Origin of the sequence: Paenibacillus sp. S25 (assembly GCF_019454085.1) — a bacterium.
GTDB classification, from domain to species: Bacteria; Bacillota; Bacilli; order Paenibacillales; family Paenibacillaceae; genus Paenibacillus; species Paenibacillus polymyxa_B.
This window is the reverse complement of record NZ_CP073683.1, coordinates 3,251,241-3,265,536: the sequence shown is the minus strand read 5'-3', so window position 1 is coordinate 3,265,536 and position 14,296 is coordinate 3,251,241. Positions and strand designations below refer to the sequence as shown.

General features: G+C 39.4%; 14 protein-coding genes and 1 pseudogene. 8 read left to right on the top strand and 7 right to left on the bottom strand.

The window, feature by feature from the left end; translation table 11 throughout:
* Positions 1-36 precede the first annotated feature (36 nt).
* The gene (locus tag KAI37_RS14105) at positions 37-864 is read right to left on the bottom strand and encodes a MerR family transcriptional regulator (RefSeq protein WP_076294816.1); all 828 of its coding nucleotides are present in this window, start codon (positions 862-864) and stop codon (positions 37-39) included.
* Positions 865-1,139: 275 nt separating this feature from the next.
* On the opposite strand from KAI37_RS14105, the gene KAI37_RS26410 reads away from it, so the two are divergent.
* Both KAI37_RS26410 and KAI37_RS26405 read left to right on the top strand, forming a co-directional pair.
* Positions 1,140-1,310, top strand: coding sequence for a hypothetical protein (locus KAI37_RS26410; protein ID WP_256703426.1), 171 nt, complete (start codon positions 1,140-1,142; stop codon positions 1,308-1,310).
* Positions 1,307-1,573, top strand: a complete 267-nt coding sequence (locus KAI37_RS26405) for a hypothetical protein (RefSeq protein ID WP_258382975.1) — start codon at positions 1,307-1,309, stop codon at positions 1,571-1,573. The genes KAI37_RS26410 and KAI37_RS26405 overlap by 4 nt, the downstream gene beginning before the upstream one ends.
* Before the next feature lie 221 nt (positions 1,574-1,794).
* On the opposite strand, the gene abc-f is transcribed toward KAI37_RS26405, so the two are convergent.
* The gene (abc-f, locus tag KAI37_RS14095; RefSeq protein ID WP_220029670.1) at positions 1,795-3,282 is read right to left on the bottom strand and encodes a ribosomal protection-like ABC-F family protein; all 1,488 of its coding nucleotides are present in this window, start codon (positions 3,280-3,282) and stop codon (positions 1,795-1,797) included.
* A gap of 655 nt (positions 3,283-3,937) precedes the next feature.
* Here abc-f and KAI37_RS14090 point away from each other — a divergent pair.
* From KAI37_RS14090 to KAI37_RS14080, 3 genes and pseudogenes are all read left to right on the top strand, one after another.
* Entirely contained in the window at positions 3,938-4,243 is a 306-nt protein-coding gene (locus KAI37_RS14090; protein WP_071641184.1) for a BRO-like protein, read from the top strand.
* A gap of 169 nt (positions 4,244-4,412) precedes the next feature.
* Positions 4,413-4,793, top strand: coding sequence for a hypothetical protein (locus KAI37_RS14085; RefSeq protein WP_258382974.1), 381 nt, complete (start codon positions 4,413-4,415; stop codon positions 4,791-4,793).
* A 302-nt stretch (positions 4,794-5,095) separates the two neighbouring features.
* Positions 5,096-5,521 (top strand): annotated as a pseudogene (locus tag KAI37_RS14080) (NucA/NucB deoxyribonuclease domain-containing protein).
* 323 nt (positions 5,522-5,844) lie between these two features.
* Here the strand turns inward: KAI37_RS14080 and KAI37_RS26700 are convergent.
* Positions 5,845-6,192, bottom strand: a complete 348-nt coding sequence (locus KAI37_RS26700) for a DUF6713 family protein (RefSeq protein WP_071644319.1) — start codon at positions 6,190-6,192, stop codon at positions 5,845-5,847.
* A 1,005-nt stretch (positions 6,193-7,197) separates the two neighbouring features.
* Positions 7,198-7,590, bottom strand: coding sequence for a winged helix-turn-helix transcriptional regulator (locus tag KAI37_RS14075; protein ID WP_071641182.1), 393 nt, complete (start codon positions 7,588-7,590; stop codon positions 7,198-7,200).
* 264 nt (positions 7,591-7,854) lie between these two features.
* Here KAI37_RS14075 and KAI37_RS14070 point away from each other — a divergent pair, with 264 nt between their 5' ends.
* Positions 7,855-8,280, top strand: a complete 426-nt coding sequence (locus KAI37_RS14070; protein WP_220029669.1) for a carboxymuconolactone decarboxylase family protein — start codon at positions 7,855-7,857, stop codon at positions 8,278-8,280.
* Positions 8,281-8,930: 650 nt separating this feature from the next.
* Here KAI37_RS14070 and KAI37_RS14065 read toward each other — a convergent pair.
* The gene (locus KAI37_RS14065; protein WP_220029668.1) at positions 8,931-9,488 is read right to left on the bottom strand and encodes a MepB family protein; all 558 of its coding nucleotides are present in this window, start codon (positions 9,486-9,488) and stop codon (positions 8,931-8,933) included.
* Positions 9,489-9,973: 485 nt separating this feature from the next.
* Between KAI37_RS14065 and KAI37_RS14060 the strand changes: the two genes are divergently transcribed.
* Together KAI37_RS14060 and KAI37_RS14055 are read left to right on the top strand one after the other, a co-directional pair.
* On the top strand, positions 9,974-10,726 hold the full coding sequence (locus KAI37_RS14060) for a collagen-like protein (RefSeq protein ID WP_071641174.1): 753 nt from the start codon (positions 9,974-9,976) through the stop codon (positions 10,724-10,726).
* 891 nt (positions 10,727-11,617) lie between these two features.
* On the top strand, positions 11,618-11,965 hold the full coding sequence (locus KAI37_RS14055; protein WP_071641172.1) for a stalk domain-containing protein: 348 nt from the start codon (positions 11,618-11,620) through the stop codon (positions 11,963-11,965).
* A 380-nt stretch (positions 11,966-12,345) separates the two neighbouring features.
* On the opposite strand, the gene KAI37_RS14050 is transcribed toward KAI37_RS14055, so the two are convergent.
* Together KAI37_RS14050 and KAI37_RS14045 are read right to left on the bottom strand one after the other, a co-directional pair.
* The gene (locus KAI37_RS14050; RefSeq protein ID WP_071641170.1) at positions 12,346-12,801 is read right to left on the bottom strand and encodes an AraC family transcriptional regulator; all 456 of its coding nucleotides are present in this window, start codon (positions 12,799-12,801) and stop codon (positions 12,346-12,348) included.
* Positions 12,802-13,247: 446 nt separating this feature from the next.
* The gene (locus tag KAI37_RS14045) at positions 13,248-14,261 is read right to left on the bottom strand and encodes an alpha/beta fold hydrolase (protein ID WP_220029667.1); all 1,014 of its coding nucleotides are present in this window, start codon (positions 14,259-14,261) and stop codon (positions 13,248-13,250) included.
* Positions 14,262-14,296 lie beyond the last annotated feature (35 nt).

Below are 14,296 nucleotides of genomic sequence, written 5' to 3'. Positions count from 1 at the left end.
TTTTTTTAAAGAATAAACCCTCCAGCAACTGGAGGGTCAATAGTCATTTACAGGTACTTGAATCTCAGTAACGAATTTGGAGACATCCTGTGTAAGGCCATAATCAATATAAGTAATTTCGAGTGCGTCATCTGCTAAAGTATAGCCCTTTTCAAGTGCATGTTTTAACAATTTTTCATAATAAATCGATGCATCTGCATGAGTACCTATGAAACGTATGGTTAGATACTTTTGTTGAGGAAGAGACTTTTTAGCCGTTTTGTAATATTGGTGTTTATCCGGTTCTACGAATAGAAATATAGCATCGTACTCATCGAATTTCCTTTGTTGCAGATTCGTGATTGATATCGCTAATCCAACTTGTCCAAGGAAAATGGTTGATTTTATATTGTTGTTTTTTTCTAATAAACGGATCGACATTTCTAGGTTGTCGCTTTTACCAATCTTTTGTTTCAACATGACAATCATTCGTTCCGGAAGCTGCGTTTCCCGGATCTTGAAGAGTTCTTCCACTTTAGACACATCTTCAATCTGCTGAATTCTTTTATTAATTCTATGTTGAATCTGTTTAAACTCAAGAATCTTCTCTTCTGTTCTACGTTTTTGCTCCTTTAATAAAGCTAAAATATGATCTATATCACGATCGTCAAGGAACTGTTTAATTTCTTTAAGTGGGATATTTAGCGCTTTGAGGTAGAGAATTGTGTTCAAGCTTTCGAATTGATCGATTGAATAATAACGGTAACCAGTCGCTTTATCGACTAATGCAGGTTCGAACAGATGAATGCTATCATAGTAACGCAGCGTTCGGATATCGATTTGAAAGAGCTTTGAAATTTCTCCGATCAAAAACATTTTACTCATTGTTTTTTCAATTCCCCTTCCTTTTATGCCACTATAGTATAGCTTATCAATTTAGTAGATAATACTCAGACAATGCAAATATGTCGTTAAAGTGGAATTGTAAGATTACATTGCTCCCTATTTGCGAAGAAAAGGCTTTAAGAGGAAAATAGTGCTGACCGAAAAAAATCGTTTGTTGTCCCTTCGTTAGACTTTCTGCATGGTATTCTTGCGATTTTGCAAATTAAATAAGGAACGCATCGCAGCTTTTGAGTCTCGGTGAATCAGGTCGGTCAATGTGCCGGCCTTTATACGAACCATTACCTTTAGATGCGAAGTCGCTTGATGGCGATGGACGCGTCTTTTATTTTTTCAGCAACAAAGGCGGCATGTCTGCTTTTGTATCTAAAAAACAGCATCAAACAAAAGAACAGGCCGAGACACTGGCCAAGGAGATGACACTATGAATGAAGAACAAAAAGCTGCTTTGGCAGCAGCGCAAACCCAAGCAACTGCACTGGCAGCGGCTAATGGCATGCTTGGACAAGTACGGGCTGCATTGGGCGTTGAGAATGACGCAGAAATCCCAGCGAAGCTTACAGCCCTGAGTGTTCAAGCTACTGATGGAGCAATGTACAAGGTGAAGGTCACTGAACAAGCATGTGGAGCTGGTGTCCGGGCTCTTGGAGAAGCTTTTAGCGCAAAGGCACATACGCTGTACCATCGATGACAATAGCGTTTTCAGACAGTGTTGTTCCATTTTCTTAGTATTAGACTGCACTCAAACAAAATAAACGGCAGCTATGGACGAGAAAATAAAATCCTAGACTGCCGTTTTTTTATTGAACTATCATGTCCCTTTAGTTCAATCTCTTCCCTTTTCATAAAAGTTGTTGTGCAAAGCTTTCTGTCGTTGGAATCATGTCTTACTCCAAGTCACTTTGTAAAATTCTAATCCCCACCGAGTTCAACCGTTTTCGTGGCGACACGGTCATGAAATTCCCGATCATGCTCCACGAATATAATGGTCGGCTTGTACTCAAGCAGCAGCTCCTCAATTTGCATCCTGGAAATCACGTCGACAAAGTTGAGCGGTTCGTCCCAAATATGCAGATGAGCCTCCTCACATAGGCTTCTCGCGATCAGAACCTTCTTCTTCTGACCGCCGCTAAACGCCAATATATCCTTCTCAAACTGGAGGCGGGCGAAATCTAGCTTACGCAACACGGCCTTAAATAAGCTTTCGTCAATTCTGTGCTCTGCTGCATAATCGGAAAGCGTTCCTCGCAGATGAGAAGTATTCTGGGATACATAGGAAACGCGAAGCTGCGGCTCCCGCTGAAACGTTCCTGTATAGTGTAGCGCCTCATCGTTGAGCAGGCGAAGCAAGCTAGACTTACCTGAACCATTTGGACCTGAAATTGCAATCCGATCTCCTGGTTCAATCGTCAGACTAATGTTCTTGCAAACCGCTCTTTCCCCGTAGTAAATCGTGACGTGATCCAGCATCGCCAATTCCGATTTGGGATACACGAGCTGAGAGATTGCAAGGCTTTCTGACTGTTCGATATTTCGGAGCAGTTTCGATTTTTCCTCTAAAGCGGTGTGTTGCCGCTGTTCGATGGATTTCGAGCGTTTCATCATTTTCGCTGCCTTATGCCCGACGTAACCCTTGTCAAGCTTGGAGCCGGAATTTCGTGTGCCGTTTTTCGATTTTTCGGTCTCAAAAGACCAGCCGCTAGTACGTTTAGCAGAAGCTGATAAACGCTGTATGTCTTTGTACAGCTTTTCGTTTTGTGCCATTTCGAACGTGTCCTGGCGAGTTTTGTTCGTCCACCAGCTGGAGAAGTTGCCTTTTTGGATTTCGATATTCGTTTTGTTGATAGATAGAATATGATCCACGCAGCGGTCGAGAAAAGCCCGATCGTGTGAAACAAGAATAAAACCGCGCTTCGTATTCAGATAATCGGCGACAAGCTTGCGTGCGTGCAAGTCGAGATGATTGGTCGGCTCGTCGATGAGCAGAAATCGATTGTCTTGGATGAATAGCACGGCCAGCAATACCTTCGTCTGTTCTCCTTGGGACAGCGATTCGAATGGCCGGTACAACACGTCTTCTGAAACCTTAAGCAAGTTCAGTTCGCGCATCAACTTCCAGTTCTCATAGTTTGGCACGATCTCTTCGACGACGTCTAAGGTCAAATACTCAGGGTGTTCGACGGGAAACGGAAAATAATCAAAGGCGACTGGTGTGGAGATCGTACCGCTGTATTCGTACTTTCCCTGAAGCAGGTTTAAGAACGTCGTTTTCCCCCGACCGTTTCTCCCCGTAAAGCCCAACTTCCAGTCTGTATCAATTTGAAAATGAACATTTTCGAATATGGGGTCATAGCTGCCTGGATAGGCAAAAGTAAGATTGGTCACCTGAATGGCGGGCATGGCAATCATCCTTTCGATTGGAAATAAAAAAAGAGCCGCAAGAAAGGTGCTTTCTTGCGGCTCTAATCCATACGAGGAAATACGGCCCCATTACAGGGGGCCGTATGACTGTCCGGAGAGGGAGCGCAACGAAACGCAGAGCTTTCTTGCAGAGATGAAATAAAACGACCACAGCCGATCGCTGAGTCCGTTCTTTTCGTGATCTCGAAGCAAGAAAGTTCTACATGTATCCGTTCAACTCCCATCATCAAATTACATTCAGTTTATCACAATGGTAATTTAACTACAACCTGCGTAGTCCCGTTTAGGCTGAAGCTCACGTAGGTCGACATGCTCCTTAGATTGATTAATGTTATTCAACTATCCTGCTCGTTCGTATTAGGTTAATAACATATGCATTTTTTAAAATCCGTAGCATTATAGCAGCAGAACCAATTTAAGATATAAGTATGAAAGCCTCTGATAATTTAGAGGCTTATTTTACGTCTCAAAATAAATTATAGGAGTGATAAAGCATGAGTAATGGTTTAGCTGTTTTTGAAAATCAGCATGAAGTGACAATACTGACAAGGGAGGACGTAGAAATTGATTTCAAAGGTGATTTCTTAATAAGTGCAAAAGACGTTGCTACAATCCTGATTTCGGAATTGAACTCTTGGCTAAACTCAAAGAGGAGCGCACTGCCAGAGTCCAAGCAGAGCGAACGAACGTTATTCTGATGCATGTTAACAAAACCTATACTGCCACAGAGATTGCAAAGGAACTCGGATTTAAGTCAGCAATTGCTCTTAACCATGATTTAGGCAATCGAAAGATCAATTCAGGCAGAATGACTAGCAGATATGCGGATTGCGGCTATGTTGAAATCAAACAAGAAGTTCTTGATAACGGTAAAGTGATCTATCACCGTAGATTTACTCAATTAGGCCGTGAATGGCTTGTGAAAATTTATAACCGATAGTATATTTGTAAGAAGATTGTAATAATCTCATAGGAAACCAATATCCAAACTGGTTTCCTTTTTTTTATACTTCAAGGGGTCTAAGGAGATCATTTTTAAAAAAACTAGTTTATGGATTTTAGTATTTGTAATTATAACTCTGGTTGCCTGTAGCAGTAACAATAAAGAGATGGATACAGATAATAAAAGACTTAATCCTAGCAATAATGTAAACAACGGGACAAATAAGAGCAAAAGTGAAGAAAGAAATGAAGATCAAAACAATGAAAAGAGTGAGCCTTTTTTAACGGGGACTCATTTTGAAGACCCTAACGCCTTTCTTGTCTATGATTTTAAAATGTCTCACGATTCCTCTGATAACTCAGTCTCCTTTCGGGTAACTTATAAATTTGGAGACAAGTCTAGAAAATATATATTGGAGGGTAAACATCCATATTATTTTTATATAAGTGTTCCAGAAAGTTTAGCTAAATATTATACTTTGCCTGAAACTCTACCAGTGAAGGGTGAAGAATTAATTTCAGATGACGATAACCTGAAATACCAATGATATCAAAGCCTTGCTAAAAAAAAGGTTGCCAAAATATGTTATTAATTCTATGTTTAGTAAACTACAAATATATTCCATAACTGTATTTGAAAATCCGGATTACCCGGCTAAACGTATAGTAGGTGTTTATGAGTTTGTGAGCACACTCCCTCCTAATACCTAAATTTAATCTCAGATAGGACTTATATTAGTTTGTAATAATAACTGGTATGAGTCTTTTTAATTTGCGACAATACGCCCGATACTTTGACATATCTTTCAGTATAGTATTTAGAAGATTTAACATATTTCGGGGGTGTCATATGGTAAAAGGATTTGTAAGAGGTTTAATTGTATTTTTACTAGCTGCTATTTTTTTCGTACAAGGTGTATATGCTGAACCGGCAGCAAATAGTCAACAAGCAACAGGGTATACGTTGGAGTTTCCAAGCTCACGCTACCCTGAAACCGGAGCACATATTAGGGATGCCATTGCAACCGGACATTCTGCTGTATGTACAATTGATCGGGATGGAGCCGAGGAAAACAGGAAGGAGTCACTCAAGGGCTAACAGACTAAAAAAGGGTATGACCGTGATGAGTGGCCAATGGCAATGTGTGAAGAAGGTGGAGCAGGTGCTGATATTCGATACATAAGCCCTAGTGATAACAGGGGAGCAGGATCATGGGTAAGTCATCAGTTAGATAAATACGCTGATGGAACTAAAGTGAGGTTTATTGTTAAATAGTAAAAAGCTCTGCTAACGTTAATTGGTCGGCAGAGCTTTTTAGTTGAAGAATTGCTTATAGACGGACATTCTAGGTGGAACTGGTATGAGTTCACTTTTTAAATGTTCGTTGAAAATAAAGTTTTGTTAACTACAATAAAAGAATCAACGGTGGGCTAGGACGGGAAAATAAAGCCCTAGACAGTCGCTGTTTCTTTGAACTAACGTTTCCCGTTAGCGTAATATGCAATTAATTTTAACTGATAACAATGTAGGTTTCTTTTTCCAAAATCCAACTCGAAAGACTGGTTATTTACTCCAGTGAGAAACGGATTACGTCTCCTTTAAAAATACATTACCCCAAGAAGATGTAACAAACCCAATAAGCCCATTGGATATATAATTAATCTTGAGTATAAGTTCTTAAAATTATTATTTGGATGCTTCTCAAAGAAAAAATGAGCGATCGAGTGAAAAATTAAAAATAGATCTAATATTACGAAAGATAAAGGTTGTTGACTAATAAATGAAAACAATAAAAAAGTATATAGCGGTAGATGCAAAATTGTAAATACTTTGAATGCGCGTTTATCTTCCATATCTTTTAGGATTATAAACATTCTCCATTCTTTAGCTCTTATTGCATCCATTTCGTGCAAAAGTAGGAGAGCAAAATTAATTGAAAAAATCATTAGTAAAATTGATGACAAAGTTACACCTCACTTATTGAATATACTTAGAGTTAATCATATCTCACTTTAAGTGAGTTCTGGTACAAACATTAAATAATTACGTTTCGAAACATGGAGAGTTCCATTAAATTGCCCGTTAGCTTAACGTCGCCGTTCAGTCTACAACTTTTCAGCAGACCGCCGTAAGATACTCACTATGAAGGATATGGAGAGAAAGACGGGGAGGCGCACAGAGGACATAAAGGCAGGTCTGCTAGCTCTTGAGAGTCTATGGGAAAACAAGAGTGACATGTGCCATATCGTAATCATAGAGGGCTGGGATAGGGGACCAAAAGATAGTCACGCCCCCGGGTGCAGCGAATAGATACTACAAAGAATATTAAAACCCCGGATTGCTCCGGGGCGTTTTTCAAGAATCGCGTTTCCGACTGTACTTAGTTAACAGTATTTGCTATAACGAGTTATTTACCTTTAATTCAATATTATAACAAGGTTTTTTTTGAAGTGTCTAGATGGACGTAACTTAGATGGTTTCCTCACTGTTTTTATCCATCTACAAATTAATCATCCAATATAGATCCTTATTGTCACTAATATTGATGCTGCCCCGTTTTTGTTCGTATAAAACCACTTTTAATGTCAATAACGTTGTTCCAGGAAAAGGCCATTATGCTATAAAATCTCTTGCTAACGCAATACACCGCTATCTTCTTTTCACGTAAGGAGGACAGGGAAGATGCTAGAAAGATTCTCGCGGCATATCGCGAGCGAAATAAAAAGAACTGATCGGGTGGATACTGGGTGATATTTTAAACGATGGCCCACACATTGAACTTAAAGGAGTTCTTTGAACAAGACTGATGTAGAGTTTTGAGATTAAACCATAATAGCGGCAAACTAAGGAACGGAGTAAATATCTTAGTTTGCCGCTATTTTCAAATTAACATATACCCGGTACCTTTTTTGAAGAGATTTTGATGCGCTTATCTATGACTTACTCTACGCCTAAATTTTTTCTTTTTTCATTCTATTTTGTAATATCTTATGAATGTTACTTAAGCCCCATTCTCGCATATACAAGATAACAGATCCTAAGGATTTTCCTAGCTCTGTTAGTGAATACTCAACCTTTGGTGGTATCTGTTTATAAACTTCTCTATGCACCAATCCATCCATCTCAAGTTCGCGTAATTGTAAAGTTAACATTCTTTGTGTCACATTTCCCATTAGCTTCTTTAATTCACTATGTCGTTTCACCCCGCTCATTAAATAATAAATAATAACTCCTTTCCACTTACCTCCAATAATGTCCATGGTAGCTTCAACGGAACAAGAATATTTATCAGAACAAGAATACTTCTCATAGAGTGCTTTTATTTCTATATCTTTTTTATCCATAGAGGAACCTCCTTTTCTTTATAAGAAAGTAGCTATATTTATTTCCTAAAACCTTATTCTAACACAACAATAACACACAAGAGGCCTTGATCTAGTTTAGTTACTCATTCATTGTTAGTTAAGCAAAGTATAAAAAAACATACTATGTATATAAAGTGTACCCATAGAACAAAATTGTACTTTTAGATCAAAAATGTGCTTACTTCTCAATAAGAACATACTCTTATATATTATTGTTAAAGCTTTAAAGGAGGAATAAAGTATATGGAAAAAAGTCGTTATCAAAAAGGCATAGACAAATTAATGGAATTTACTGTAAAGGAGAACAAGGAAGTATCGACGCACTTAAAAATCACTGATAGCTTTAAAAATATAGCTCCAGATTTAAGTAGATATATGATTGAGTTTACTTATGGTGACATTTATACTCGTCCCGAGCTAGACAACAAACAACGCGCCTTAATTACAATTGCATCCCTTGTAACACTAGGAACAGAACCACAACTTGAATTACACATAAATACAGGATTAACAGCTGGGTTAACCCCAGAAGAGATTATTGAGACCTTCATACACTTACTTTCATACACTGGTTTTCCCCGTGTTATTAATGCAATTGAAGTGGCTAAAAAAGTTTTTGAGCAACGGGGAGTGACTGTTGAATTACCTGAACAAAATGATTTAATTTGACATCGACTCCGGAAGAATTTGACTGTAACTAAACACAAAACGACCCTAACGCAAACCTAAACTGAACACCATCTGACGGATTTTCCATGTTACTATGATAGCGTGGAAATGAAGGGGACAGACGAAGGGCTGGCGAATGCGCCGGTCTTTTTTTTGTTACCTTTTTTTTCTAGCACACCACTTTAGGAGGACATTAATCATGTCTACAGAAGCAAGCGCAGTAAGACACGATGGGTACGCATATCTGAATCGGTTTAGAATCTTGCACTTCGAAATACATAGGAGGCAGCAGAGTCCAAGAGCGAGTATGGTACCGCCATTAAATTTGAATGCCAACACGCATACGGTCATCCGATTATTCCATCGAGTGGCAGCGAGTACTAGCAGTCGCAGTAACCATGCATACTGATGACGGAAAAGGACGGATTCACCATCCCAGCTCACGTTAAGGCAGCAGCTCTGGCGCTCAAGTAATTTTGCATCACCCAACATCATTCCCCAGACATTATTTAGGGATTTACGGCATGTGCAGGCAGCAAGACATCAGTTAACCAGCCGAAACATTAACAGCCTGGTCTGGTCGGACACCGTGCGCGGTTCAATTTCGTAGCGTGCCACGAGCCGGTACGTCTTTCTAATGTTGCAACACATTATTCTAAATCGTAAAGTACGTTTGCACGAGAAATGTCTATTGGTTCGTTTACAGGTATGTTAAGAAAATACTTTAACTGCCATGTTTGAGTTTTTTGAGCCTGAAGGTTTGTAGGCGTGTCCCATGGTGGATAAATACGTATTGCTCTTTTACCACCTTCACCTTTGTTAGATAATATTTTATGTTTAATCAGAATGGATTTTGGGAATACAAATTGCCCCAAGCTACTGTCTTTACGTGCACTAATAACCAAAAAGTCGATTGGATCTGATACGTCATAGGGTTGTATTGGTCTATCTCCAATTCTCTTATATACAGTCACAAATTGCCCGATCTTTTTTGGAGTTGTCTTTGCAATACGGAATCGTATAGAGTGGGCATTTAAATTAAAGAAGTAGGCCCCATAGTCAGCGTTTTGTTTTTCTAAAATTGGTCCAGTACATTTAAAATTGCATGGATTATAAACTGAAACTTTAGCGGCAAGCAGGTCGGTATGAATCTTATCAGATGCTGTCCAAGAATTTCGGTCACCAGAAGATATTTCTTTGTTAACCATTGTTATTTATTCTCCCCCATATATAAAACCGTTGTTTAACGTAGCATTCACTATATTAATGTAACCGCAGATGGTTCACAAGTTTGGTGTATATTCTGCCTAGTATAAATAAAAAGGGAGACGCGTAAACGTCTCCCCAATGACAATGGGAACAGACAACGAATAGCAAGAGACACTACTACAGCGCGAAATAGAGATCGTCGAGGGTATCATTGATCAATGGCGTAGTACCGAAAGATTGTTAAGGCTGGCATAGCTCAGTGGGTCAAAGACCTACAGGCTAGAAATATAAAAATGCAGATAGTGCAGAATCTGGATCGGTTGATTGAACTGGATTTTAAGCTACAGAAGGATGAGCTGTAATAATGCTAACACGATAGAGTCAGACCTATGCCTATTTTCCCAAGATGAAGTCAACAGCCCAATCTTTTTGGTTAATTGCACAATAAGCTACTTTGACTAGACTTTGGAGGTGATCATTAATTATGTTTCGACATTATTATTGGCAAAAGAAAATGCATCGGAGAAAATTTAGAAGATGTGTAGTTAAAAAAGTCAAAGTTTTACCGAAAGTTATTGTTAAAGGGATCCGAGGACCTCAAGGACCTCAAGGACCTCAGGGAGCACAGGGAGCACAGGGACTGCCGGGACCACAGGGAGTTCCAGGCGCTCAAGGACAGCAAGGGCTACAAGGTTTTCAAGGAATTCCTGGACCAACAGGACCTGCAGGAGCAGTAGGGCCAGCAGGAGCGATAGGACCAGCAGGACCAGCGGGAACGGTAGGGGCGGTAGGACCAGCAGGAGCAACGGGGGCAGCAGGGCCTGCTGGCGCCGGGATATCAGACTTCTTAAGTGTTTTCCGAGCAGATCCTGGTACGGGAACTGACACAGTTCCGGGTAACTCACCAATTACCTTTACTGGAGTTTTGGCTAATGTTGGTGGTGCATTTACTTTCACTCCTCCATCTCCAACGATAACAATCAACGAAACGGGGAGCTATCTAATAGATTTTACAATTCATAACCAAGGCAATGCTGACTTTAACCTTACCGTAAATGGATTCCCTGTTACCCCTGTTCCTTTCACGGGTAACGGTGGCGGACCAACTTCGGCAGAAGTCATTATTACTGTAGGGGTCGTTCCTACAACTATTCAATTAGTAAATGCAAATGCAACCCCAGCCCAACTTCATAACTTTACCAATACTACTCTTACTATATTAAAGTTGACTATTTAAGCCATTCTTAATGATATATAGAACATTATATGTAGCCGCTTTAGAAAAGACTGTACGATTTCATATCGTCAGTTTGTCTAATTACACTCATAGTAAGCAGACGTATTTATGGAGGGGATTGTGTAGCATGGCAAGAGAACGTAGTGGCAGTAATAAGATCCATTTAACATTACCACTACTCCAAAGCCTATCTTTAAAGTTAAAATGGAAAATCTGTAGTAACATGGTGAAAAGCAATGATATTATTCAGACATAGAAATATGAATGCTAAGAAGGTCAGGAAACTTTTCCTACCTTCTTTTTTGTTGTGACAAAATAGGAACTATTGCTTTGATCCGTCAGATACGACAACTCATGAGCGGCAATCAATATAAATTTTCTTTTTCGATTGGTCGCGAAAAATGGGAAGCTACAGAAGAACGGGCCGAGGTCGATTGGCCTAAAGTTTAGGCAATGCATAAGGAAGCCTTTAATCTTGTGTTGGTAGAAAGACTTTAGAATGGCAAAATATGACCATTCCAAAGATTAGAGCGCTCATGAAGGGCAAGAACAGAAACCGGGAATTCGAAATCTACATGCCTCGTCCCAGCAGTACCCTTTTTGAGGTACAGATCCACGGTCTTTTTAATCGTTTTGTCTGGCAGTTGAAATCATTTTTACAGCTAAGACAGGTCGAAGAATTGTAGTTGATTCAGCGGACTTGTGGCTTATGCCTTAACAGGACAAGAGACCATTTCTTTAGGTCGAAGTGGTTCGGGTAGTAGCTTAATGCTCTTGAATTTGTGGAAATCCTATAGGTGGAGGTAGCAGTTCATGTTCAACATAAATATTCACGACAATGTCTGCCAATAGTAATATTAGAACGAATAGACCATTAGCAGAGGCATTTAGATGAATAAAAAGATGTATATGTTTATAGGTGCTTTACTCGGGGTACTGCTGGCTACTTCTGGTGGAGCTGCGGCAGATCAAGTGAAATCACTAGTTGGGAAGACTGTTGCAGGAGAATACAATGTGAGAGTAAATGGAACAACACTGTCTGAAAACGCTATTGTCATCAATGGTACAGCGTATGTGCCTTTGCGCTTGATGTCAGACTCTTTGGGGGCGAACCTTGCGGTGAAAGGAAAAACTATTGTAATTGTAACAGGAACTCCTTCTTCTAATGTGGTTATTAAAGAGCAGTCACAAGCAATATCCTTGAAAGATAACACATATGCCAATTGGCCAAGGAACTAATTGTGAAGCATATTGGAACCTTGGAGGAATTGATCGGAATACTTAATAGTGATATTAAAAAAAATGAAAAGTCATTGACTGACACCGATAGAAGAATAGGTGTCAGTCAATGACCAAAGACTTCTTGAACGCATTGAAAAAAGCGTCACTGAGACGGAGAAAGAATTACAAGAATCCAAAGACAGCTTATTTGAGCACAAAAAAGAGCTAGAACTACTTAAAGCAGCATTGGCTACTAAATAAATATGTAGTAATCTAGTAACAAACAAATTATATACTATATACACAAAAGCCCTCTTAAACAGAGGGCTTTTACTCTTATATAAGTGAATAAGTTTAGACTGTCTTCAATAATCGAAACAACCTATATCTTAATACGTCTATTGAATCGGAACACAAATTTCGCAACAATGATTATTAATAAGTTTAACTGTATATCGCTCCAAGATAGGTCTGGTTTCATCTAAGCTGAATCTTTGATTTTCCAACTCCAGGAATATTTCAGCCCAAGCCCTTTGAACAGCTTTTGCTGTATGATTTATCTTAAAAACAGCGTATCTTCCTCCACTAATGTTGCTCAGGCCTACTTCATCAGCATTAACACAATAATCATCAGGAACAACCAAACACGTATCGTAGCGACAATTTTCCGGTTTTACAAATGCGGGATTATCTTGGGCAATACCGAGGATAATAGACGTACTATTAAATAATTTATTAGTTTCAACCCAGCATTTAAATTTCTCCATTAGTTGTGAATTTGCAATTCCATAAGGACCAATCTGTCTCATGTATGCAATTCTAAAAGACGGTATTTTTTCAATTTCAGCCTTCATATTTTCTTCTCTTTCTTTTTAAAGTACATCGATGTCTGAAACCATATTATAATGCTTTAAAATGATAAACAACTCAATTTTAAAAAAAGTCAAATTAGCGCCTAATGCACAAAGAATAGACTTATAGCGCCTACTGAACAATCATGCTTGTATTTGAATAGCCTTCGCCGTTTATACTCTGGTTAAGTAAAGTACAGAAAGTGATCATGCATAAAACGAGTCAAGGTATCCTTGATGTTTCTATGCCGTCTCATATACTGTAATAAGATATCCAAGTTGAGCACGGTTTTAGATTCCTTAATACTAATTGTCCAGGTTGGTGGCTCTTCAGGATTAACCTCCATATACCCGTTGATTAAGTCAACACGATAATCCGATTAACCCATTCTTTTAGGTGGTAGAAGATTTGTTGTCGAACCTGAAAGCCTAGACGGTTGCTAAATCAATTATCCTAACTGCAAAAATTGCCTTAGATGACTATCTATAACGAATGAATCCGGTTCGTTTGCTCCGATTCCAAAGCAATGTCCCCACTTGGATTCTATGGGTTGAAAAACAGCATTCGGCATATGTTGTACATCATACGCACTGTCCTCTGGAGTGAAAAACAAATCACTTGACCCCGGCATAACGAGTGCAGGAGAGGTGATTTTGCTTAACGCCTGTTCGAAGTTGCAGCGGTCCACAGGATTATCGCTAATGTCTCCATGTATTCCTGTACGCAACATGGCAATCAAGTCATTAGCATCAAAGGACAAAAATACCTGATCCCAGTAATCTTCTACATAAGACTTCAAGGAATAGTATCCCTCGGATTGATATAAATTCTCCATGTAATACGCCTGCGAAAAACCCCAGGGTGCATAGGCTCTTCCCATCGCTGCGAGACCGACAACCGGTGAATGCTCATACCTTCCTTTTTTAAAATTTGTATCCGCTTGTAACGCCGCGATCATTCCTTCAAATACCAGCTGTGCATGCGGTCTGGTCTTTGCCGTCCCGCCAAATGGTGCAATACGTTCGACCATTTCAGGATAACTCGTTCCCCATTGAAAAACTTGCAGGGCTCCTAGAGACCAACCCACAACTAGTTTGATTTTTGTGATACCGAATTTTTGAGTGATTAGTTGATGTTGAAAACGTACATTGTCATACATAGAGATGAGAGGGAAATTGGCCTTATCAAATGGAGCGGGAGTATTGCTGGGAGAGGTCGATAATCCGTTGCCCAACATGTTGGGCACGATGATAAAATACCGATTGGGATCGAGTGCCTTATTCTCTCCAATTAACCATTCGTTATCTGTGTGACGACCAGCAAACCAAGTTGGATATACAATAACATTGTTCTTTGCGATATTTAAGGTTCCGTAGGTCTTATATGCAATAAATGCTTGAGGGAGTTGCTGACCTGATTGAAGCAATATATCTCCAAGGGGAAATGTTTCATAATCGTTCATTGACGGATGCTCCTTCAAAGTAAAATTAGTGATAA